The sequence below is a fragment of the Peribacillus sp. R9-11 genome, assembly GCF_031345095.1.
GTDB classification, from domain to species: Bacteria; Bacillota; Bacilli; order Bacillales; family DSM-1321; genus Peribacillus; species Peribacillus butanolivorans.
In genome coordinates this window covers 2857036-2878706 of record NZ_CP133763.1, presented here as the reverse complement: position 1 = coordinate 2878706, position 21671 = coordinate 2857036, and the positions used below count along the sequence as shown (strand labels likewise).

The window sequence follows — 21671 nt, the reverse complement described above, 5'->3', positions numbered from 1 at the left end:
TGAAATTTGCTTTACTTACATAAATTTTTAGAAATTTCATTAGATTGGTCTTAATTGAAATCAATAAAATCATATTGTGAAAAGAGGAGTAGCAATGAAAGATGAGCAACTAAAAAACGAAACTGAAAAATTGTCAAATACTATCTTAGAAAAGGGAATGGATCGACGTAGTTTTTTGGGAGGTACAACGAAGATTGCCGGGCTTACGCTTGGATTATCGCTAGTAAACTCACTAAATGGACTTGAGGCCGAAGCAGCATCGCATGTCGAAAAAGCATCAAAGTTCGGTTTACACAAAAATCCTGATTTGGTGTTTCCTGTTATTAGTGATGTGCATATGTTGAAGAGTGGTACAACCGATCTGCAAAAGTTGGGTAGCGCATTGCATCAATTGAATGAGTTGGTGCCAAAACAAGATGCTCTTGTTGTTGTTGGGGATTTAACAGAAAATGGATTTACGGAAGAGTATGATCGCTTTGTGGCTCTTTATAATGCAAAAAAACAAACGCAGGCCGCTTCTTTGTTTGCGATAGGAAATCATGACTATTGGAATGGTTTATCTGTAACAGATGCCCAAAAACTGTTTTTAAAGAAAATGGGGATGGAGTCTATTTTCTACCATAAGGTAATCAAAGGGTTTCATTTCATAGTTCTTGGCACTGAAAATGGAAAGACAGAAGGATACTTTTCAGAACAACAAATTGCGTGGTTAGGGGAGCAACTGCAGCAGGCGAAACAAGATGATCCTAAGAAACCGATATTTGTGTTTCTGCATCAGCCTATCAAAAATACAGTATACGGGAGTGAATGGGGATTCGAAGTTAACAGAGAGTTACTGTATAACACTCTAAAAGAATATCCGCAAGTAATTACGTTTTCCGGTCACACACATTATCCATTGGATGAACCAAGAGCAATCCATCAAAAGGATTTTACCTCTGTTGCAACAGCTTCTCTAAAAAATATGTGGGTAGAGGCTGGGTATCTTCAAGGAGAATTACCTAAAGGATCCGAAACCTTTAGTCAGGGTCTAATTGTAGAGGTTCATGGAAACAAAGTGAACATTCATCGTCGTGACTTTAATCAAAATAATTGGATAGGCGAGCCATGGGTAATTGACTATCCCGCTAAAAAAAATACATTTAAATATACAGAAATGAGAGAGCAAGTAAAACCTCATTTCCCTAAAGGAGCAAGCATTACGGTTCTTGACACAACTAGTACTGAGATGAATGTCATGTTTACTCAGGCAAATGATAATTTACTGGTACATTCTTATAAAGTAGTGGCGAAGAACAAACAAACAGGACAAATAGCGAAAGAGTTTCGGGCTTTCTCAGAATTCTACAAAGATCCTATACCCAACCCATTCGTTCTGCCAGTAAAGGGATTGCAGCCAGGTATAAGTTATGATATCGAAGTATATGCGATAGATTCATTTGGTAATATGAGTAAAACATTCTTGAAAATAGAGGGAAAAACAAAAGCATTAGCTACTCTCTAATATAACTTTAGCTTTCAGGAGAAATACAAGAGGACAACCTGATGGAAAACAAACCGTGAAATCGGCGTACCATTTTTACATATATGGGAACAGGTGCTGCAGCCCTTGCAGCCGTAACTTCTGGTTTACTATTTTAAGAGAGACAGCCAATATAGAAACTGAGAGTTTGTTACGTTTTAGACCGAAGAAAAAAGGAATTAAATTTTAAGGAGGATACACAATGTTTCAAAATATTGGGATGCCTGGATTGATATTGATTTTAGTCATTGCCCTCATCATATTTGGACCATCTAAGTTGCCCGAAATTGGACGTGCTTTTGGCAGCACATTAAGAGAATTTAAAAACTCTACAAAAGATTTGATTTCTCCAGATGAGAAAGAAGAAAAGACACAATCCAAATAATTTTTTAGGAAGATGTAAGCAACAAGCTTGCATCTTCCTCTTGTTTTTACAAGTATTCCATCTGAAGAATGAGTACTCCCATATCCCAAATGTTTTGATAAAGAAAGGCGATGTTGAAAATTAAGTCTGGTGTAAAATATAAAGTAGTACCTATAAACAATTGGGCAACTGCAGATCATGTATCTTTAATAGCTAAGTGATATTTAGAAATAAAAGGAAGAGTGGCAATTAATGTTCTCTCTTTTTTCTTGTAAGGAAGTTTCCATTTTATTTCCGTAAAATGTCTTAGCCTGGGTTTTAGGTTTAGAAGTATCGTTTTTGCATGTGACTATATAATTTAGACAGTTTCATTTTTAATGGGCTCTTTTATTCAATTTTCGCGAAAATATTCAGCTGCCCTTTATAATGTTGTGATTTTTAACTAGGCGTAATTCTTGTACAAGGAATTGTGTCTTTTTTAGTTACATTAGTTATTTACCATTTATGGCAAGATTCCTTTTTGATACAAAGTAGAAGATATAACTACCTAAAATTAATGATATTTTAGCTAGAGGTAATTGTATAAATGTTAAATTACTTAGACAAACTAGAATGTTCAAATATGTAAAAGGGAAGGAAAGATGCAGAATGACAAAGGTATTATACATCACAGCTCATCCGAATGATGAAACTCAATCTTACAGTATGGCCGTTGGAAAAACATTTATTGAAACTTATAAAGAAGTAAATCCTAGCCATGAAATTGTGAATATTGACCTTTATAAAGAAAATATTCCTGAAATTGATGTGGATGTTTTCAGTGGTTGGGGAAAACTTCAATCTGGAAAGGGATTTGAAGAACTTTCGTCGGAAGAGAAAACTAAAGTTGGTCGACTCTCAGAATTATGTGAGCAATTCATTGTTGCCGATAAATATATATTTGTAACACCATTATGGAATTTTTCATTCCCACCAGTATTAAAAGCATATATTGATTCTGTTTCTGTTGCAGGAAAAACATTTAAATATACCGACAAAGGTCCAGTTGGCCTTTTAACTGACAAGAAAGCATTGCATATTCAAGCTCGTGGTGGTATTTATTCCGAAGGACCAGCAGCTGAAATGGAAATGGGACACCGATATCTAAATATCATAATGCAATTCTTCGGAGTTCCTTCATTTGAAGGATTATTCGTTGAAGGACATGCTGCAATGCCTGATAAAGCACAAGAAATTAAAGAAAATGCTATTACAAGAGCAAAAGATTTAGCTTCTACTTTTTAATTACCATAGAATCAACAACTTGTTGGCTTTTTTTATGTAGATTTATACTTAAAGCTATCAGACCTTCAACAATCAGGTGCTTTAGTTGAAGAAGCATTAAACAAACTAGATGCCTGAATTAACATAAAGAACCTATTTTGAATTTCAATATTTTTTCAAAATAGGTTCTATTATTAGTCGGAAATCCAGACTGGAATGTTAAATGTGATCAACTTTTATTTTAGATTTTTAAAAAGAGGGTTTAGTCCAATACTGTTTTGGCTTAGAAAAAAACGTAAAATAGTTAATTAACATCCTAAATATAAAAAGGAGTAGGGAGTTTTCCTTACTCCTTTTTTGCATGAAAAGATTTCCCCTGCAGAGAGACTATTCTTAATAAATTGAAGATAGGTATCAGTCGTGAAAAGGTCAAGACGTAGTGCTTGTTGCAATGACAGTTAAAAGATAAAAAAATTCTGCAAATCATAGTATCCTTGTTAATTACAGAATAGCAGTGAAAATTTGGTTAAATAATTTCTAGCTATATTACATAATATATAGGTCAAACAATCTCTCAAGGGCGTTCACATGTTAACTATGTAAAATAAGAATTGGAATAGTCCTTAAGGTACTCTAAGACTCAACACAAAAAATAGTCGGTAGGTTATGTACTAATAAAAACTTAATTGAACTGAAATTTTGTTAAATAGCTCTACGAACGTTTAAAGGATAGGAAAACACCAAGGAAGGGTTGAAATAATTGAAGACAATAATTAAATGGTCAGGAGAAATGGCTTTTTCTGGATCTACTCCGTCAGGACATGTAATAAAAATGGATGCTGCCAAAGAAGTAGGAGGACAAAATAGCGGAGCGAGACCCACAGAGTTACTGTTACATTCCTTAGCCGGTTGCACAGGAATTGATATTGTAATGATCTTGAAAAAAATGCGATTTGAACCAATTACTTTTCAAATAGAAATAGAAGGATCACGGGCAGAAAATCATCCAAAACGATTTACCGATTACCATATCCATTATTTACTAGAAGGGGAACTGCCAGAAGATAAAGTGGTCCGTGCTATTAAATTATCGAAAGATACGTACTGTTCAGTATATCACTCATTAAATGCAAACATTGAAGTGAGTTATTCAATTAATGGAGTCAAAGGAGATCAAAAATTATAATTTTTGATCTATGAACTATTTACCACTATTTCAATTTACTCTCGACATATTAGAGGGAGTAATTTAAAGCACAGCTAATTTTTTAATGAATTTTTATATTATTTAAAATAACCGAACTTTTCGCTCCTTTATTTTTTATGCAATGGCTTATGTTCAAAAAAGAGCCTTCTTTTATTGAAAATACTATTGAATTAGAGTTAAAGCGTTTACGAACGTTGATGCGAAAAAGTATTATTAGAACTCATACATGAGGAAAATAATAAAGATTCTTTAATGTACATATAAACCCTTTTACAATCCATTTAAAGGTCCTTTCATTTTTTAAATCCCGCTCTTGAGGTGAATTGTGTGGTTTTATACCCCAATCCTTCAATGGCTTTTTTGTGTTTTAAAACGTTAGGATAAAGTGATTAGTGCGATGGGATTTACACAAATAAGCAATGTATTAGTAGCATGACCATATGCTATATATGTACGGAGAAAGTCAACCGATTATCCTTTTCGGTAGCAAAACGCTTGAGATATTAAGTGGTCTACCATTATTGTTTCTAGTGAAGAAAAAGATGATCAGTAGACAAATTCTTGTTCAACAGAGACATGCTTAGATAATATTCTTTACAAACATCTATTAGGGATTTAACGGTAATCTAAAGGTTAATTAGTTTTGTACGTCAGAGTTCCCCAAGCTTAATTTAAATAGATTTATTGAAAATTGAAAATTTGAATTCTTTAGTTTTCTATATTATCTTGTTATTATAGAAGTAGCTATTAGAAAAATCATAGGAGTGAAGGACAATGAGTGTACATAAAGCCCTTTCTTTACATGCCCAAAAACAAAATCAACTTTTTACTGAATTTTCGCTTTTAGACCAACAACGTGAAGATTATATTCAAGGAGCTATTGAATTATGTAAAGCTGAAAAGGATTTTACAACAGACCAAATTAATCAAATCACTATGCAAATCAATGTTCTTGCAAATCAAAGGTTTATACCTACTCGTAAATTAGTTACCCCAGACATGGTTCGTTCATATGTGGAGTCATTGAAGTAAACTAATTTACAGATCTTAGATGTAAGAAAAAGCACCGAACATCGGTGCGAGCCTGACACTCATTATATAGATGAGTGTTTTTTTATACACGAATTTTAAACTACCAATTAAGATAGATGGCATATAGAAATATTTTTAGTTGTTTAGTTGGAATGATATTAAGAGGGATATAGAGTTATTAGATACTGTTGAATTCACCTAAAATGGTGGACACTTAAAAAGGTCCGATTTGGGTTTTTTAAATAGTAATAAATCAGGAATGATGAAAATAGAAAAACTATGGCATCATGAATAACATAGCTAGTTCAATTGTTTGTTCTTCGCTTTAAAAGCATGATTCTTTAAGGCACATGTAGGCGTGGCAAGAGTAAACCACCTTTCGATGATTGCGTAGTCCTTAGAAGGTCTGCTAAAGAAAAACCGAGTAAATGTTAGATTGAGGACATATGTCCTTTCCAAAATACGTGAATCTATCATTTAATATAGAGAGCAATCTAAATGGGTGAGTGAAAAATGAGAGGAAGTTTCTTCGCGTTTTTAGGAAGTGCCTTTATTACTTTGCAAGAAGTAGTTAATTAGCGGATGATTCAAGATATAAGAACTTGGTAAACTGCAACGATTACCTAATTGGGATTCGTGATAACACTATTTTAGCAGTGCTCCTTGCCCGGCTCAGTTTGATCTTTGGCATTGATTGTAATGGCGGTTCGGTGAAATCAAGCAGCAGATGAAGCTACCGCAGTTTATCGGTATTGAGTATGTTGGTAGCTAGCGTTGTGATATTAGTGCTTAAATAGTAGAACTTTTTCAGAAATGGAATGAATGAGGGGGAAGAGGCGGAAGCGATTCATGAAGCAAACCGAAGATAGACAGCAACTCAATTACTATTTGCATGCTCATCAAATAGAATCTATATTTAACGCTCCATTAATAGCCCAGTTGTCGTTGTATAGCTTTGATCAGGGAGAGATTATTTGTGCACAAGGAGAGCCATCACAGTATCTCTATATACTTGTGAAGGGGAAAATTAAAATTTATACCACCTCTTTGGAAGGTAAGAAATTGATTCTTTCTTTTAAGACACCACTTGAATTGATTGGGGATATTGAATACGTACAAGGTATTGATATTATCAATACGGTTGAGGCCGTCTCGTCTGTTAACATGATTGGAATTCATTATGATTCGTTAGGAAAATACGGAAGTGATTATACACCGTTTCTACAATTTTTACTCAAAACCATTACAAGAAAATTTTGTATTAAATCTAACTCTTTGAGCTTTAATTTGATGTATCCAGTAGAAATACGATTAGCAAGTTATTTATTGTCCATATCTTTTGATGAATCAGATGCTCATTTTAAAGGCCGTCTCAGTACAAATAGTTTAAGAGATGTAGCGGATTTAATCGGGACGAGCTATAGACATCTCAATCGAGTTATCCAACACCTATGTACAGAGGGTTTGATTGAACGTAACAAGGAGTTCATCCATGTTAAAAATCGAGAAGGATTGAGTGACCTAGCCAATCACAATATTTATGAATGAATTAGAATAGAATCATTAAATTGGGGAGTAGAGGTTATTATTGTAGGACTAACATTTGCACTGATCGTAGGTTTGTTAGTCAGTTCGCAAAATATAATGAATAGTAAAGCGAATGAAAATATAGGCTCTTGGGCTGCAACGACACTTGTATTAGGAATGGAATCTTTCCCTTTGCTGATGATTGGTCTCATCGTTGAAGGATATTTGCTTTGCAAAATATGAAGCCCTGGTACTGGTTCAGTGACTTAACCGGAGTAGGTGTCTTCATCAGTATAATGAGGGCCATCAAGTTGCTTGGTCCCAGATATGCTAGCTCAATTTTGTAAATTACATACGTAGGAATGGAGAAGGAATTGTGAAAAAATATCAGACATTATTATTTGATGTAGATGATACACTATTGGATTTTGGCGCAGCAGAAAAATTAGCTTTGCGCTTGCTTTTCGAGGATCAAAATATCCACTTAACTCCTGAAATCGAAGCACAATATAAAAAAATAAACCAAGATCTCTGGAAGTCCTTTGAAAAAGGAATAATAGATCGTGATACGGTAGTGAATACTCGCCATTCACGTTTATTTAAGGAATACGGTCGAGAAGTTGATGGAGTATTAATGGAAAAGAACTATCGTAGCTATTTAGAAGAGGGGCATCAGCTTGTTAATGGGGCCTTTGAATTGATAGCCGATCTGCAAAATAAATATGACTTATATATTGTTACTAATGGTGTTTCCAAGACCCAGTATAAACGCTTACGTGATTCAGGATTATTTCCGCTATTTAAGGATATTTTCGTTTCAGAGGATACTGGTTTTCAAAAGCCCATGAAGGAATATTTCGATTATGTCTTTGCGCGAATTCCTAATTTCTCGATGGAAAAAGCATTAATCATCGGAGACTCCTTAAGTGCGGATATTAAAGGCGGACAGCAAACTGCTATAGATACATGTTGGCTCAACCCTAAACTGGAACCTAATGAAACTAAAATTGTTCCAACATATCAAATACAAAAGCTTGAAGAGCTGTATTGCATTTTAAACGTAGAAAAAGAATCAACAGCTGTTAGTCAGTACTGTTCCTGACTATCGCATTATCTTTGTTAACAGCTTTAATAAAATGATCAATTTTTTTATGAAATCTATATTAATTAGCAAGAAAAGAACCATTTTGATCTAACTTTGATTAAAATGGTTTCTTTTTGTATCTTGAAAAACATGAGTGTTAGATGTTTTTAATCAAACTTTTTTTAGAACAACAAGGGTTTAATAAAGGGCTGTTGATGCAGCTCTTTTCTATTGGAGACAAATAGGCAGGTTTAATTGAACATCAAAATGCAAACTTAATTATTCAACTGATAAATTAAACCTATCGATATTTATAAATATTATTAAATTTCATTATGCAAATTCAGGATATAAAATTTAGTAGAAAGGTAATTAGACTGGAGGAAAAAATATGAAAGTTTTGATTCGCATTTACATATTATCGATAATGCGTTACAAACCCTTGGTGAAAACTTTGTTGGTGTAACTCAATTGCCATACAATACATCAGATGATGAAATCATTAAACTTAAGGAACTTGGTGTGAAAGCTATTCGATTCAATGTAAATCGTGGAGGTTCCGAGGATATATCACGTTTAGATTACTTAGCGAGAAGAGTTTATGAATTAGTAAATTGGCATACAGAGCTATACATTGATTCTAACTCTTTAACAGAGATAACAACGATAGTAGAAAAGCTTCCTTCGGTTTCGATAGATCATCTTGGTTTATCAAAAAGCGGTTTTACGAATCTTTTATCTTTAGTTGATAAAGGTGTAAGAGTAAAAGCAACTGGTTTCGGAAGAATTGATTTTGATGATGAAGAAGCAATTCGGACTATATACTCTACAAACCCAGATGCATTGATGTTCGGAACAGATTTACCCTCAACAAGGGCTAATAGGCCTTTTTGATATTCAGATATAGAGCTGATAAATAATATACTTGAGGAAGAAGAAGCTATAAAAGTTCTTTATAAAAATGCACTTAATTGGTATTTAAAAATATCAGTATAGGAGTTGGTGAAATGGCCTTAACGCTATTACAAATTGATTAATTACTGCACAGTCCGTCTATTATATGCATTTTAAGAGAAGTGACTTGTTCAACTAATGAGTGCTTGAGTTTAATAATGAGGTTGCTGCGGTAGCCTTTTATTTTGTTGAGCTAAATGGGAAGGAAATTTGAGTAAGAAAACGTTATAATATATGTAAATGAAATTCTAAGGGTTTGGTTTAATGAGAGGAGAAATCATGGAGGGATCCTATATGTTTAAATCAATTGATGAATACATTTTACAATTTCCTCATGAGGTTCAGGAAAAACTTAAAAGGTTAAGAAAAGTTATAAAAGAATCAGCACCAGATGCAGAAGAAAAGATAAGTTATCAAATGCCTACCTTTGTTTTACATGGGAATCTGGTACATTTCGCTGCCTATAAAAAACATATAGGATTTTATCCAACTTCTAGCGGAATCGCTGCTTTTGAACATGAATTTTCGGAATATAAAAGTTCAAAAGGGGCAGTTCAGTTTCCTCTAGAAAAGCCGATGCCGTATGAATTAATAAGCGAGATAGTTAAATTTAGAGTTGCTGAGAATATAAAGAAAGCTGAAGGCAGATTGAAAAAGAAAAAATAATTTCATTCAAATTCTGTTGATTATAAATTCTTATTCAAGTAACGGGACAGTTTAGTCACATAACAAAATTTAATAAGAATACTTCTTTTTTGTTCTGTTATTCATACTTTTTCATAAATTGTTCAAGCAGAAGAAAATCATAATCTAGAAGTGAAAGTAAATTATCAAATACTTCTATATGGGGCAGGCTAGAAACAGGTGCATTTCTTATGCTACTAATTGGGCAGATTTATATAACAAAAAATGTAGGTACTTAACTTTATTTGTTCATCAAATACGGAATTAAAAGAGAAGCATAGCAAAACTTGGCTTAAATCTTACATTTGGTATAATCATTAAGTAGTTATATTCTTAAAAACAAAAGTATAATGCTCAAACGAAAAAAATATCAATATTAACCTAACTAGTAGAAATGGAGAGAAGCAAATGATTAATAAAGTCGGTCAAATTATGTTATATGTAAATAACCAAGATGAGACATTGAAATTTTGGACAGAAAAAGTAGGGTTTACCGTAGTTTCTGAAGAAGATAACGGCCAAATGAGATGGATTGAAATTGCTCCAACTAAGGAAGCAGAAACGAGTATCATTCTCCACAATAAAGAATTAATTGCAAAAATGCAGCCTGAATTAAATCTTAATACACCGTCGTTAATGTTTTACTCGGAAAATCTCGATAAATTATATAAAGACTTTTCGGATAAAAATATCACAGTCGGAGAACTTGTAAGTATGCCATTTGGTAGAGTATTTAACTTTGCTGATAATGAAGAAAATTACTTTGCGGTTATGGAAAAAAAGTAAATCATATACAAATGAAAACGGATTCAGAAATATCCTTGACAGAAGACTTAAGTTCCCATATGATTAAGGTAACATAAAACGGACAACAAAATAGCAATACTAATTGGGTATGTGACTAAGTGAATCCCCACAAAAGTTGACAGATAGCTGTCGATTCTTTGTGGGGATTTTTGTTCGTTTATTTTATAGAAATGGGGAGATTACATGCCAAAAACAAGGAGAATGGCAAACATATTTGCAGAAGATGGGAAGTCAATCACATTGGCTCTTGATGGTTATTATTTCTCGACGAATACCAGGGGAATTGATGACACAATTGCCGAATTGCCAAAGATGATTGAAAATGGCCTTGATGCAGTACTTGTCACGTATGGTATGGCAAAGACTTACGCCAATTCACTTGCAGATGTGGGCATGCTCGTTCGTGCTGATTTATCGACGGGAGTGTTCGATTCAAGTGTACCAAATACAACTGGTTTGATAGTCGTTGAGGATGCACTGAAGCTTGGTGCAGACGGCATTATTTCAATGACGTTTCCTGGTGCAGCTAACGAAGCAGCCTCACATCAAATTGCCTGGCACCTAGCTCGTGATGCCGATAAATGGAACATGCCATTTATGTGTGAGACATTGCCTTACGGATACGCTGTTACGAATGAGGATTCCAATAATCCGGGAGTGATAGCCACTGGGGCACGTCTTGGTACAGAGCTTGGAGCTGATATTATCAAGACACGTTTTTCAGGGGAAGCAGGAGATTCAGAAATCGTAAAGATGGCTCAAAGGCCTGTTCTTGCCTTGGGAGGACCAAAAACCGAACATATACTAGATTATTTCAAATTCGTAAAACACTGCATGGATGTTGGTGCAAAAGGGGTAGCCGTTGGTCGCAATATTACGCAAAATGAAAAGCCAGCGGGTGTGGTAGCCGCGCTGAATGTAATCATTCACGGGAAAGGTACAGCAGAAGAGGCGTATGAAACATACAGAGCATACTGAAACCATGCAGCACATACAATGTGTAAGAACATGACTTGACACTTTTTTAGGAACATTTTACAATTGAAGGTTGTAAGCGCTATATTAAAAGGGTGGTCGAGATGTTTTCAGATAAGACAGTTATTCCATCAACAAGACAATTAAAAGATTTGGACAGTGCGCTCTCAAGTAAGTCGGAGTACGTATTGTTATCAGAAGCACATATCGGCAATTTAAAGGAATTGACGAAACGGTGTCATCAAGCAGGTAAGAAAGTGTTAGTACACTTAGATTTGATTGAAGGATTAACGAAGGATGCAAAGGGTGTTAAGTGGTTAAAGGAAATGTTCAAGGTTGATGGGGTCATTTCACCGAACCAACGTGTATTAAACACAGCTATGAAGCTTGATTTACTGGCAATTTACCGCGTGTTCCTACTTGATTCTCGTTCTCTTGAACAAGCTTTGAAATCTTTGGAGAATATTAACTTTGATGGAGTTGAGGTTTTACCGGGTCCTTTCGCGATTCATTACGTTAACCAAATTCAGTCAATAATACCAAACACTCATTTACTTGCGGGTGGTTTCCTTGATTCAAAAGTAAAGATTGAAACCGTCTTTCGCGCTGGATTTTCAGCTGTGACGACGAGTCAAAAAGAACTTTGGTAAACAAATACAACAAAATAGCAAGAATGGGTATGAGACCATGGAGAGTCCCCACAAAGTTGACAGAGTTTAAGCTGTCGTTCTTTGTGGTTTTTTTGTTTTAAAAAGAAGGAAAAAGGGGGAGTTTGCATGGAAATGATTAATTGGGTGATCAATTTAGGTCCGTCGGTGATGATGCCGATAATTTTTTTTATCATGGCGCTCTGTTTTCGAGTGACAATTGGCCGTGCCTTTAAAGCAGCCATGCTTGTAGGTATTGGATTTGTCGGTATTAGCTTAATTATCACACTTCTTCTTGAAAGCATGGGACCAGCTGCTGAAGCAATGGTTTCCCGATTTGATTTGCAATTGACAGTCATCGACCCTGGGTGGCCTGTAGCAGCGGCGATAGGCTGGGGGACGCCTATCGTTCCATTTGCCGTAGCGGGGATCATTCTTTTAAATATCATTCTACTATTCTTGAAAGTAACAAAAACTGTTAATATTGATATATTTAACTTCTGGGTCTTCATGGTTACAGGTGCACTTATTTATAGTATGACAGATAGTATATGGATTGCGACCTTGGCAGCACTGATTCACTTTGTCATTGTCTTGATTATTGGTGATTTGACTGCTCCACGTATTCAGTCTGACTTTAATTTAAAGGGTGTATCTTTTCCACATGGGACGACCGCCGTGTTTGTTCCGTTTGGGATAGCCATCAACTGGATCATTGAACGCATACCCTGGTTGCGCGATGTGAAGGCGGACCCTGAATCAATTACAAAGAAATTCGGTGTGTTCGGCGAACCATTAACACTAGGAGCGATTATCGGCGTCTTGCTTGGGATTCTTGCTGGCTTTGACATTGGATCAGTTATGACGCTAGGGGTGACCGTTGGTGCGGTCATGGTACTTTTACCTAAAATGGTTGACGTCCTTGTCGAAGGTTTATCAATCATACGGGAAGCAGCGGAAGCTTTCTTGAAGAGAAGGTTTCCAAACCGTGAATTTTACATCGCTATGGATACAGCGCTACTCATTGCCCATCCGGCAGTTCTGGCAACTGGACTTTTAATGATACCAACTGCGCTTGTGCTCGCAGTAATCCTTCCAGGTAATCGTTTATTGCCATTCACGGATTTGGCATCGCTTTCATTTCTATTTGCGATGTGTTCACCATTCCTTAAACATAATATGGTCCGCCTTTATATTACTGGAATCGTCATCATGACTATGGTTCTCTACATTGGGACGGATATCTCGGGCGCATTTACAGAAGCTGCAAAATTGGCTAATGTCGCCTTACCAGACAATATTAGCAACACTACTGAACTCGCTAACTTAGTCGGTGGAGCTTCGACTCCGCTTGGATGGTTACTGATTAAAATCGCGTCATTCTTTGCATAGGGAGGAACGATAATGGAGAATTATTTACTGGGAATTGATAATGGTGGCACAGTCACAAAAGCAGCCTTATACACACTGTCTGGAAAAGAAGTGGAGATTGCCTCGCAAAAGACAAAAATGATAATGCCAAAGCCATTTCATACGGAACGGGATATCGATGAGCTATGGGAAGCAAACGTCAAGGTAATTAAAGAAGTGTTGAGGAAATCGGCGATAGATGCAGGGCAAATTGTTGGTATATCCATTACCGGTCACGGTAACGGTCTTTATTTAGCGACAAAAGACGGAGGGTCTCCTTATAACGGAATCATCTCTACTGATAATCGGGCGAAGAAGTATATAGATGAATGGTATGCAGATCCTCGCTTCGAGACTGAAGTACTTCCTAAGACTATGCAATCTGTTTGGGCGGGTCAGCCAGTAGCATTGCTAGCTTGGTTGCAAGACCATGAGCAAGAAGTAATTGATCAGTCTGATTATATATTCATGGTTAAGGATTTTCTGCGCTTTAAATTGACAGGAGAAGCATACTTGGAGTTGACCGATATTTCTGGCACGAGCTTATTGAATGTGAGAGATCAATGTTTTGATGAGGAATTACTTGACTTCTTCGGGTTACAAAAGATTTTGACTAAGCTTCCCCCACTTAAACAATCTACTGATGTGTGCGGATACATCACAAAAGAAGCTGCGGAAGCGACTGGGCTAAAAGAAGGAACTCCCCTTGCTGGAGGGCTTTTTGATATTGCCGCGTCAGCCATTGCATCCGGTCTAGTGGAAGAAAATAAGCTATGTATCGTCGCTGGAACATGGAGCATTAATGAGTACATCACAAAAAAGCCAGTCATTGATAAAGATTTGTTCATGACGTCAATTTACTGTTTGCCTGATTACTGGCTCACAACTGAAGCGAGTCCAACATCAGCGAGCAATCTTGAATGGTTTATTGATAAGTTCATGGTTGGAGAAAAGTTTGAGTATGAGAATCAAGGGAGGTCCGTGTACGATCTTTGCAATGAATTGGTGGCTTCAACAGGACCGGAGGACAGTAATTTGCTCTTTTTCCCTTTCTTATTCGGGTCGAACACGGTACCAAATGCCACTTCTTGTTTTATTGGCATGAATAGTTGGCATAAGCAGGAGCATTTCGTTCGTGCCGTATACGAAGGAATCGTGTTCGGCCATATGTATCATATTGAGCGATTGCTTAAATATGGTGATAAACCAGTCTCCTCTCGCATTGCCGGGGGAGTAACAAAATCAGATGTATGGCTTCAAATGTTCGCTGATTCCTTGCAGATCCCCCTTGAAATTGTTGAAGTAAAAGAACACGGTACGCTTGGAACCGTAATGTGTGCCGCTGTTATGAATGGACAATATGGTTCAATTAAAGAAGCGGCTATTAAAATGGTGAATGTCGACCGTATTATTAAACCGAATCTGGATAAAGCAAAAGTGTATGCTGAAAAGTACAATAGGTATAAAGAAACTCTGGCGCATATGGAAAAAATGTGGAAGGTAGGTATATAATGCTATGGACTTAGGTATTCAAGGAAAAACTGCAATCATCACGGGTGGCTCACGAGGGGTAGGTCGTGAAACCGCCCTCTCCTTAGCGCATGAAGGTGCTAACATCGTCTTAACGTACCAGGGCAATCAAAAAAAAGCACAAGAAGTGGTTGAGGAGATTAAGTCGCTTGGCTGCAAAGCAGTCTCCTTTCAAGTAAACTTAGCCAATGCGGATGCAGCTGTTGAGCTAATTCATAAGAGCATCGAGCATTTTGGTGAAGTGGATTTGCTCATCAATAATGCTGGGGTGTGGCCAACGAGCTATGTGAAGGATATGAGCTTAGCGGAATGGAATGAAACGATCGAAATCAATTTGACTAGCGTTTTTCTGACGTGTCAAACATTTGCCAATCATTGCCTTGAACGAAACAAACGTGGCAAAATCTTAAACATCACGTCGCAAGCTGCGTTTCATGGATCGACGACTGGACACGCTCATTACGCTGCAAGCAAGGCGGGGATGGTCGGGTTTACGATTTCGCTCGCTCGTGAAATAGCGAAGAATGGTATAAATGTCAATAACCTTGCATTAGGTATTGTTGAGACCGACATGATCAGAGAATCACTTGAGAAGAATGAAGACTATTACGTCAATCGTATTCCACTTGGGCGAGTTGCTACAGCGAAAGAAATCGCTGACATTGCTATCTTCCTAGTTTCCGAAAAAGCAAACTACATTACGGGAGCGACGCTAGACGCCACAGGCGGCATGTTAATGCGCTAAAAGTAAAGAAAAATGATGATAAGGAGTGTTCAACGGTGAGATGCTTAGCGATTGCTGATTTATTTATTACAAAAGATATGATGGTACAGGGCTTGAAAAAATTAGTTGAAGCTGGAATAGAAGTAACTGTCCGCGAGTGGATACATGAGAATTTAGAACAGCTGCAAAAAGACAATTTAACTATCGAAAATGGAGGGAGCGAAGTCGTGGAGTTACCCGACACTTTGTTTGAGGACATCGAGACATTTGATATCGTCATTACGCAATTTGCCCCTATAAATACTAAATTAATCCTTGCTGCTAGCAACTTGAAGTTGATAGGTGTCCTGCGTGGTGGTACGGAGAATGTCAATGAGGATCTGGCGAAAGACAGAAACATTGAAGTCATCAATACTCCTGGGCGCAACGCCCGTAGTGTAGCTGAATTTACAGTCGGTTTAATTCTATCAGAAATTCGTAACATAGCTCGTTCTCACGCCTCTTTAAAACAAGGCAAATGGCGCAAGGACTTTCCTAACGGAGCGTTCGTGCCAGAACTCCAAGAAAGAACGATCGGTCTAATTGGATTTGGGAACATCGGTCAACTCGTTGGACGTTTCTTAAACGGATTCGATGCACGAATCATATACTATGACCCGTATTATAAAGGTCAAAACGACTTCGAACAAGTTGACCTTAACACATTACTTGCACAGTCCGACGTCGTTTCGATGCATGGACGATTAACAGAAGAGACAAAAGATATGATCCGTTACCAGCACTTCCAACAAATGAAGGACACGGCTATAATCGTTAATACAGCGAGGTCCGGCCTCATTAAGGAAGACGATCTCATTCAAGCGTTGCAAAATAATGAAATTGCAGGAGCAGCTATCGACACCTTTGACCATGAGCCATTGGGGAACAACAGTCCATTCCTGCAACTCGACAATGTGACAATCACATCTCATATGGCTGGAAGTACAAATGATGCCTTTCGAAACACCCCGAAGAAATTGGCGGAACGGCTGCTGGAGTGGGATAATAAGAAATCATAAAGCTTTATTTATAAAAAAGAGCCCCGGTAATTTGACGGGGTTCTATGTCTGGAAAAAAATGAGTACCATCTTTTCACTGAAATCAATCGTTCGATATTTAGCAAGGCTGCCATCCATTGTTTAACGTACTTTTTTTGGATCGAATGAATCGGTATGAAACCCAACTTCTAATAATACATCATCTAAACATTCTTCATAATCTTGATGATTACCATGTAAATATCTTTTAATAATATCGTTGAGTAAGCCGCCGTATGTTTGAATCAGAAACGTAATGCTTTTCTCATTACGTTCCTATTATTAGCTCATCACGAATATTAGGAAAATACACCCTATGCCTTTTTTGGTATTCCATTGCTTTTGTAGGTGAAGTGTATTCTAAACATTAATGGAATTTATTGATATTTAAGTACTAGATGTAGTTGATGCTGTATGGTTCGTTCCATAAGTTCCACTTGTTTCCTAAGAAAATAGCTGTTGATAGACTATTCATGGCTACCCTCTGAAAATTTCGTATATAAAATTACTTTTTCATCTGTGCTGATAGCCTATTTTTTACCAGCTGTATGAAAAGAAAACGTAATATTTTAGTTAACGACGGACGATAAGAGGTATTCTTTTGTCTACAAACTGGGCAGCCGTCTTAAGTAACGGCTGCTTCTTTCTACAAATACCACTACTAAACCATCTATATTTCCCATATAATTGAAATACACTATGTATAGAGGTGAATTTATGGACTCTTCCTCGTTTTATTCTATTGTGATCATAATTGCTGTATTGGTCTTATGGCGTAGAACCAGAGCAATGTATCGTCCTATTAAGGGAAACGGGACCCGCATTCTCTTACCCATACTATTTTTGTTATTACCCTTTATTCTCGTCATTTTAAATCCAACAGCACATGTCGCTGGTTGGGAATGGGTTTGTGCAGGTATCTTTGGGTTCCTTTTGTCAATTCCACTTATTTGGACCACTAACTATGAACTCCGATCTGATCAGCATATTTATGCTGTAAAAAGCAAAAGCTTTATCATTACCTTTCTCATCGTACTTATTTTCCGGTTTTTGCTTCGTGATTATTTAAAATGGCTAGGTCCAGAAACAGAAGCATCACTATTTATGACTGTAGCACTAGGATATATCTTACCTTGGAGAATTATCTCTTTCATCAAATTTCGCCAGCTATACAAAAGTCGAATCCAAACTAGCGACAACATTGACTTTCGATAATACTGATTATGTGAATGGAAAGTCTCTTCAGAACTTGAAATAGATTCTATAGAGTAGACATAAATAAGGGCTCCCTGTTGGTATTATCTTCTTTAAGTAGACAGTGTAACATCCATGTATATACATGGATATTACACTATTACTTGGAGGGGATTTTTCTATTTTTCCTTATTTTGTAGAGATAGATAAACAACTAATATTAAAATAAGGAGTCCACCAACAATCTGCAAAAATCCAAATGGTAACTGCAACCAAAGAATACTACTGACAACAGCTGTTAATGGCTCAACTGTGCCAAGTAAAGTCGTTTCCTTCGCCGTTAAGTATTCTAAGCTTTTGATAAACATCCAAAAAGCGAGTGCTGTGCCAAAGAGGATTGTAAACCCTAACGCGATATAAATGGAAGCGGACCAATTTGTAGCTTCGATTGCCCAAATAGGATGTACAAAATTCATAATAATTCCGGCAAGTAACATAGCCCAACCAACAACAATAACGGATGAAAAGGACTCCAATAACGAACGTGCATAGAGTGTGTAAAAAGCTAATGATAGTCCTGAAATTACGCCCCAAATAACAGCTGATAAGGGTACAGATAAATTATTAAATGATCCATTGGTTAATAATAAAAAAGTACCAAGGAGTGTCAAACTAATGGCCAAAAGATCGGAACCTGTTAATTTTTGAATCCCCTTTACAATGAAATAAAAAATAATAAAAATCGGTGCTAAGTATTGTAGTAATGTAGCTATTGCAGCATTGCCGAGAGCGATGGAAACCATGTAAGAATATTGAACAAGTAACATGCCGAACAGACTGAAGGTGATTAACCGATTCCGACTGGTCGGCTCCCTCCAAATTTGAAAAAGATGCTTACGATTACTGCTCACTAATTGGCTACTAAGTAAGAGAATCCCCCCAATTAAGAGTCGTGTTGTCACAAACCAATCCACATCGATATTACCAGATTGAAAAAGATGCTGCGCGACTGTCCCACCAACTCCCCAAAAACTAGCGCCAAAAATGACATAGAAAATTCCTATTAAACGATTTTGTTTATTCATATAATCACCTATCAATATTAAGATATAATCAATATATAGAATATTAAGATCTATAAATAGCGAATTAATCTCTAAAAATATAAGAATATTGAGGTGATTAAGTGCAAATCTACAACATTTCTATTAATTCACAGTACCAAGAACTTGTACAATACAAAGATCCACAATGGCCAGTCATTTTCTATCATACTAATATTCGGAAAAATATTGTTGGCTATATTCCACTTCATTGGCATGAGGAGCTACAGTTTGTCGTTGTAACAGGTGGTCATGTATGCTTTCAAATTCATGGTGAAGAAATTAATTTAAATGAAGGAGAAGGGATTTTTATTAATTCAGGAGTAATTCATGAAGCACATGCCGATTCATGTGAGGGACGTTATATTTGTTGGAATGTAGGTGTGCATTTAGCCAGTTCGTATATTGAAAAGAAGTATATAGGGTTCCTTATTCAAAATGAAAAAGTTCCTTTTATCCCTTTTTCACCTAGTATCAATTGGCAAAATGACATTATGGAAGCAATCAAAAAAGGATTTGTCGCGTATGAGAACAAATCATTTGGATGTGAATTAGTGATTACACAACAGTACCTTTTCTGTATTGAGCGTCTGGTCACGAACATCGTACCTAATCATGGGCAGAAAAAAGTAGTTTACGATCCAAGAGTAAAAGAAATATTACGATATATGCATCATCATTATGGAAGTAAAATCACACTAGATGATGTCGCAAATGTTGCTTATTTAAGTAGAGCTGAAACCAATCGTCTTTTTAAAAAGCATCTGGGCCGAACACCTTTTCAGTATTTATTGTCTTACCGCTTAGATAGAAGTAAAGAGCTTTTAGTTCGAACAACAAGTTCTATTACAGAAATCTCTTTAGAAGTAGGTTTTTCAAGTACTAGCTATTTTATCGAAAAGTTTAAAACTGCATTTGGCATGACTCCGAATAAATTTCGTCTAGTTGAAAAAAATTTTTAAAGCCTTTTGGCAAGTTGCTTCATCCAAAGAGATATTGTTTTTTTTATTAATGGATCAGAAAATGATGAAAGTGGTTTAGGGTACGGTCATACCAGTTAGTTTCAAGATTATTCAGATCAAACCTTGCTATTTTTGATTGTTAAAGGATTTTCCAACCGAAAATCCTTTTTTCATTGCGGATAAGCGCCATTATGTGATCTAGATACTATTTTCATTTTCCCTTAATCTTCAAATAACAGGGAAGGATACTTTAATTAATATGTCAAATATAAGTATTATAAGGAGTTGAATTAAAATGAATTACGAAAAAATTGGCTCGGCTAGTGGAATAGTACTAGCTGTAAGTAAAAGTAATAAACACACATTTAGTAAGGATAATTGCAGTAGTATAAAACTTTTGAAAGGTTTGGGAGTCGAAGGAGATGCCCATTTAGGTAAAACAGTTAAGCATCGTTCACGTGTAGCAAGTAACCCAAATCAACCTAACCTGCGACAAGTTCATCTAATCCACTCAGAATTATTAGATGAGTTGAAAGATAGCTTTAATGTTACAGCTGGTCAAATGGGTGAAAATATCACCACACAAGGTATCGATCTGCTTGGTTTACCGAGGGATACCTTTCTATATATTGGGGAAACAGCAGTTATTAAAGTAACAGGCTTACGAAATCCATGTGTCCAAATAGATCAATTTAAATCAGGTCTTATGAAAGCAGTTTTAGAACGTGATAAGCAGGGGCACTTGATACGGAAAGCAGGAATAATGAGCATAGTTATGGAAAGTGGTGAGGTTCACCCCGGAGACCCGGTTAGAATACAATTACCTCCTTTACCTCATATACCTCTTGAAAGGGTGTAATGTTTTCATTTGAACCTCTTTTTTGTTTGAAAAGTATTTAAGAATATAAGATTATTATCCATTCTATCCCCGGAACGACAGCAGAACTTTAAACCCTTATTTAACTGCCGATAGTCCTGAGTATTGTTTAATTAATGGTGCTTCAGCCTCTATTTCATATCTTCCAGCTGCTACTGATCACGAATCGGCTGCAGCTTATATTTTGATGTTATGATGTTAGAATGGGTCACTGAATAAAATATTGTTCAAATTTAGTCAGCTGGCCTTGGTCCAGCGTCTATTCGAGAGTTTTCTACAGTCATGATCGGTCGAATGGTTATGTCTCCATTGACAAAAATTTGACAGGATAAACGCAAATGATCTTCCATTCCTTTTTCCTCAAAAGCCTTTTTTTCTTTATGTGTTACCTCAAAAAAATCACCTGCCAATATTTCTACTCTGCAAGTCGTACATTTTGCTTTCCCTCCACATCGATGGAGAATATTAATGTCGTTATCTTCTAGAGCTAATACTAACTTTTTACCCATTTCAACTTCAAAAGTTCCTTGGTCAAATACAGTTACGTAAGGCATTTTATACCACCTCATATATATAATATCTTCCAATTGGTCTTTAACATATTTATTGTCTTACCTTGCCCTTATGACATAATAAAATGTAAAGTCATTCCTGATTGATGTAAAAAGATGAATGAAGAAATGGAAAACTCGTTTTGCTTTCATTAATGAATAATAACTCTCTTGAAGA

General features: G+C 36.3%; 21 protein-coding genes and 1 pseudogene. 20 read left to right on the top strand and 2 right to left on the bottom strand.

The features are described from left to right. Window positions 1–94 precede the first annotated feature (94 nt). The 18 genes and pseudogenes from RE409_RS14065 (at window position 95) to RE409_RS13980 (ending at window position 18021) form a co-directional block, all read left to right on the top strand. Window positions 95–1504 carry a metallophosphoesterase gene (locus RE409_RS14065; RefSeq protein ID WP_201249443.1) on the top strand — a complete coding sequence of 470 codons (1410 nt, stop codon included), beginning with the start codon at window positions 95–97 and terminating at the stop codon, window positions 1502–1504. Between the two features lie 220 nt (window positions 1505–1724). Further along, the gene (locus RE409_RS14060) at window positions 1725–1907 is read left to right on the top strand and encodes a twin-arginine translocase TatA/TatE family subunit (RefSeq protein WP_201184724.1); all 183 of its coding nucleotides are present in this window, start codon (window positions 1725–1727) and stop codon (window positions 1905–1907) included. Window positions 1908–2534: 627 nt separating this feature from the next. Further along, window positions 2535–3170, top strand: a complete 636-nt coding sequence (locus tag RE409_RS14055) for an FMN-dependent NADH-azoreductase (RefSeq protein WP_201184722.1) — start codon at window positions 2535–2537, stop codon at window positions 3168–3170. A 739-nt stretch (window positions 3171–3909) separates the two neighbouring features. Continuing rightward, complete coding sequence (locus RE409_RS14050) at window positions 3910–4335, top strand: OsmC family protein (protein ID WP_201249444.1); 426 nt, start codon at window positions 3910–3912, stop codon at window positions 4333–4335. A 795-nt stretch (window positions 4336–5130) separates the two neighbouring features. Next, entirely contained in the window at window positions 5131–5388 is a 258-nt protein-coding gene (locus RE409_RS14045) for a DUF2533 family protein (RefSeq protein ID WP_056522882.1), read from the top strand. An 849-nt stretch (window positions 5389–6237) separates the two neighbouring features. Then, a complete protein-coding gene (locus RE409_RS14040) occupies window positions 6238–6936 on the top strand; it encodes a Crp/Fnr family transcriptional regulator (protein ID WP_201224480.1) in 699 nt (232 codons plus the stop codon). Between the two features lie 96 nt (window positions 6937–7032). Continuing rightward, window positions 7033–7158, top strand: a complete 126-nt coding sequence (locus RE409_RS14035; RefSeq protein ID WP_274606965.1) for a hypothetical protein — start codon at window positions 7033–7035, stop codon at window positions 7156–7158. Window positions 7159–7291: 133 nt separating this feature from the next. Further along, window positions 7292–8017 carry a YjjG family noncanonical pyrimidine nucleotidase gene (locus RE409_RS14030; protein WP_201184716.1) on the top strand — a complete coding sequence of 242 codons (726 nt, stop codon included), beginning with the start codon at window positions 7292–7294 and terminating at the stop codon, window positions 8015–8017. Window positions 8018–8428: 411 nt separating this feature from the next. Continuing rightward, window positions 8429–8995: pseudogene (locus tag RE409_RS14025) on the top strand (amidohydrolase family protein); the annotation flags it as partial. Window positions 8996–9247: 252 nt separating this feature from the next. Further along, window positions 9248–9619, top strand: a complete 372-nt coding sequence (locus RE409_RS14020; protein ID WP_397329472.1) for an iron chaperone — start codon at window positions 9248–9250, stop codon at window positions 9617–9619. 426 nt (window positions 9620–10045) lie between these two features. Continuing rightward, window positions 10046–10423 (top strand): VOC family protein, encoded by a 378-nt coding sequence (locus RE409_RS14015; protein WP_057214524.1) that lies wholly within the window; start codon window positions 10046–10048, stop codon window positions 10421–10423. 204 nt (window positions 10424–10627) lie between these two features. Next, window positions 10628–11422, top strand: a complete 795-nt coding sequence (locus RE409_RS14010) for a class I fructose-bisphosphate aldolase (RefSeq protein ID WP_201224484.1) — start codon at window positions 10628–10630, stop codon at window positions 11420–11422. 101 nt (window positions 11423–11523) lie between these two features. Then, window positions 11524–12069 (top strand): glycerol-3-phosphate responsive antiterminator, encoded by a 546-nt coding sequence (locus tag RE409_RS14005; protein WP_201184710.1) that lies wholly within the window; start codon window positions 11524–11526, stop codon window positions 12067–12069. Between the two features lie 126 nt (window positions 12070–12195). Further along, a complete protein-coding gene (locus RE409_RS14000) occupies window positions 12196–13458 on the top strand; it encodes a PTS galactitol transporter subunit IIC (protein WP_098176194.1) in 1263 nt (420 codons plus the stop codon). A gap of 12 nt (window positions 13459–13470) precedes the next feature. Continuing rightward, a complete protein-coding gene (locus RE409_RS13995) occupies window positions 13471–14988 on the top strand; it encodes an FGGY-family carbohydrate kinase (protein ID WP_201253542.1) in 1518 nt (505 codons plus the stop codon). Window positions 14989–14992: 4 nt separating this feature from the next. Beyond that, entirely contained in the window at window positions 14993–15751 is a 759-nt protein-coding gene (locus RE409_RS13990) for an SDR family NAD(P)-dependent oxidoreductase (RefSeq protein ID WP_201184705.1), read from the top strand. A 35-nt stretch (window positions 15752–15786) separates the two neighbouring features. Continuing rightward, complete coding sequence (locus RE409_RS13985; RefSeq protein ID WP_201253541.1) at window positions 15787–16788, top strand: 2-hydroxyacid dehydrogenase; 1002 nt, start codon at window positions 15787–15789, stop codon at window positions 16786–16788. A gap of 735 nt (window positions 16789–17523) precedes the next feature. Further along, entirely contained in the window at window positions 17524–18021 is a 498-nt protein-coding gene (locus tag RE409_RS13980; RefSeq protein WP_201184700.1) for a CcdC protein domain-containing protein, read from the top strand. 158 nt (window positions 18022–18179) lie between these two features. Here the strand turns inward: RE409_RS13980 and RE409_RS13975 are convergent, their stop codons facing one another. Continuing rightward, on the bottom strand, window positions 18180–19085 hold the full coding sequence (locus RE409_RS13975; RefSeq protein ID WP_201224492.1) for a DMT family transporter: 906 nt from the start codon (window positions 19083–19085) through the stop codon (window positions 18180–18182). Between the two features lie 101 nt (window positions 19086–19186). Between RE409_RS13975 and RE409_RS13970 the strand changes: the two genes are divergently transcribed. After that, the gene (locus RE409_RS13970; RefSeq protein ID WP_201249448.1) at window positions 19187–20065 is read left to right on the top strand and encodes a helix-turn-helix domain-containing protein; all 879 of its coding nucleotides are present in this window, start codon (window positions 19187–19189) and stop codon (window positions 20063–20065) included. 295 nt (window positions 20066–20360) lie between these two features. Beyond that, on the top strand, window positions 20361–20924 hold the full coding sequence (locus tag RE409_RS13965) for an MOSC domain-containing protein (RefSeq protein WP_201249449.1): 564 nt from the start codon (window positions 20361–20363) through the stop codon (window positions 20922–20924). Window positions 20925–21175: 251 nt separating this feature from the next. Here the strand turns inward: RE409_RS13965 and RE409_RS13960 are convergent, their stop codons facing one another. Next, window positions 21176–21496 carry a 2Fe-2S iron-sulfur cluster-binding protein gene (locus tag RE409_RS13960; RefSeq protein ID WP_056522869.1) on the bottom strand — a complete coding sequence of 107 codons (321 nt, stop codon included), beginning with the start codon at window positions 21494–21496 and terminating at the stop codon, window positions 21176–21178. Between the last annotated feature and the right edge of the window lie 175 nt (window positions 21497–21671).

What these genes read in the sequence shown, in the direction of transcription:
- RE409_RS14045 (WP_056522882.1), top strand. Translation starts at nt 5,131, where the DNA reads ATGAGTGTACATAAAGCCCTTTCTTTACATGCCCAAAAACAAAATCAA.
- RE409_RS13960 (WP_056522869.1), bottom strand. Translation starts at nt 21,496, where the DNA reads ATGCCTTACGTAACTGTATTTGACCAAGGAACTTTTGAAGTTGAAATG.
- RE409_RS14010 (WP_201224484.1), top strand. Translation starts at nt 10,628, where the DNA reads ATGCCAAAAACAAGGAGAATGGCAAACATATTTGCAGAAGATGGGAAG.
- RE409_RS13995 (WP_201253542.1), top strand. Translation starts at nt 13,471, where the DNA reads ATGGAGAATTATTTACTGGGAATTGATAATGGTGGCACAGTCACAAAA.
- RE409_RS13990 (WP_201184705.1), top strand. Translation starts at nt 14,993, where the DNA reads ATGGACTTAGGTATTCAAGGAAAAACTGCAATCATCACGGGTGGCTCA.
- RE409_RS14000 (WP_098176194.1), top strand. Translation starts at nt 12,196, where the DNA reads ATGGAAATGATTAATTGGGTGATCAATTTAGGTCCGTCGGTGATGATG.
- RE409_RS13965 (WP_201249449.1), top strand. Translation starts at nt 20,361, where the DNA reads ATGAATTACGAAAAAATTGGCTCGGCTAGTGGAATAGTACTAGCTGTA.
- RE409_RS14055 (WP_201184722.1), top strand. Translation starts at nt 2,535, where the DNA reads ATGACAAAGGTATTATACATCACAGCTCATCCGAATGATGAAACTCAA.
- RE409_RS13980 (WP_201184700.1), top strand. Translation starts at nt 17,524, where the DNA reads ATGGACTCTTCCTCGTTTTATTCTATTGTGATCATAATTGCTGTATTG.
- RE409_RS14005 (WP_201184710.1), top strand. Translation starts at nt 11,524, where the DNA reads ATGTTTTCAGATAAGACAGTTATTCCATCAACAAGACAATTAAAAGAT.
- RE409_RS14035 (WP_274606965.1), top strand. Translation starts at nt 7,033, where the DNA reads ATGAATAGTAAAGCGAATGAAAATATAGGCTCTTGGGCTGCAACGACA.
- RE409_RS14015 (WP_057214524.1), top strand. Translation starts at nt 10,046, where the DNA reads ATGATTAATAAAGTCGGTCAAATTATGTTATATGTAAATAACCAAGAT.
- RE409_RS14065 (WP_201249443.1), top strand. Translation starts at nt 95, where the DNA reads ATGAAAGATGAGCAACTAAAAAACGAAACTGAAAAATTGTCAAATACT.
- RE409_RS14040 (WP_201224480.1), top strand. Translation starts at nt 6,238, where the DNA reads ATGAAGCAAACCGAAGATAGACAGCAACTCAATTACTATTTGCATGCT.
- RE409_RS14020 (WP_397329472.1), top strand. Translation starts at nt 9,248, where the DNA reads ATGTTTAAATCAATTGATGAATACATTTTACAATTTCCTCATGAGGTT.
- RE409_RS14060 (WP_201184724.1), top strand. Translation starts at nt 1,725, where the DNA reads ATGTTTCAAAATATTGGGATGCCTGGATTGATATTGATTTTAGTCATT.
- RE409_RS13975 (WP_201224492.1), bottom strand. Translation starts at nt 19,085, where the DNA reads ATGAATAAACAAAATCGTTTAATAGGAATTTTCTATGTCATTTTTGGC.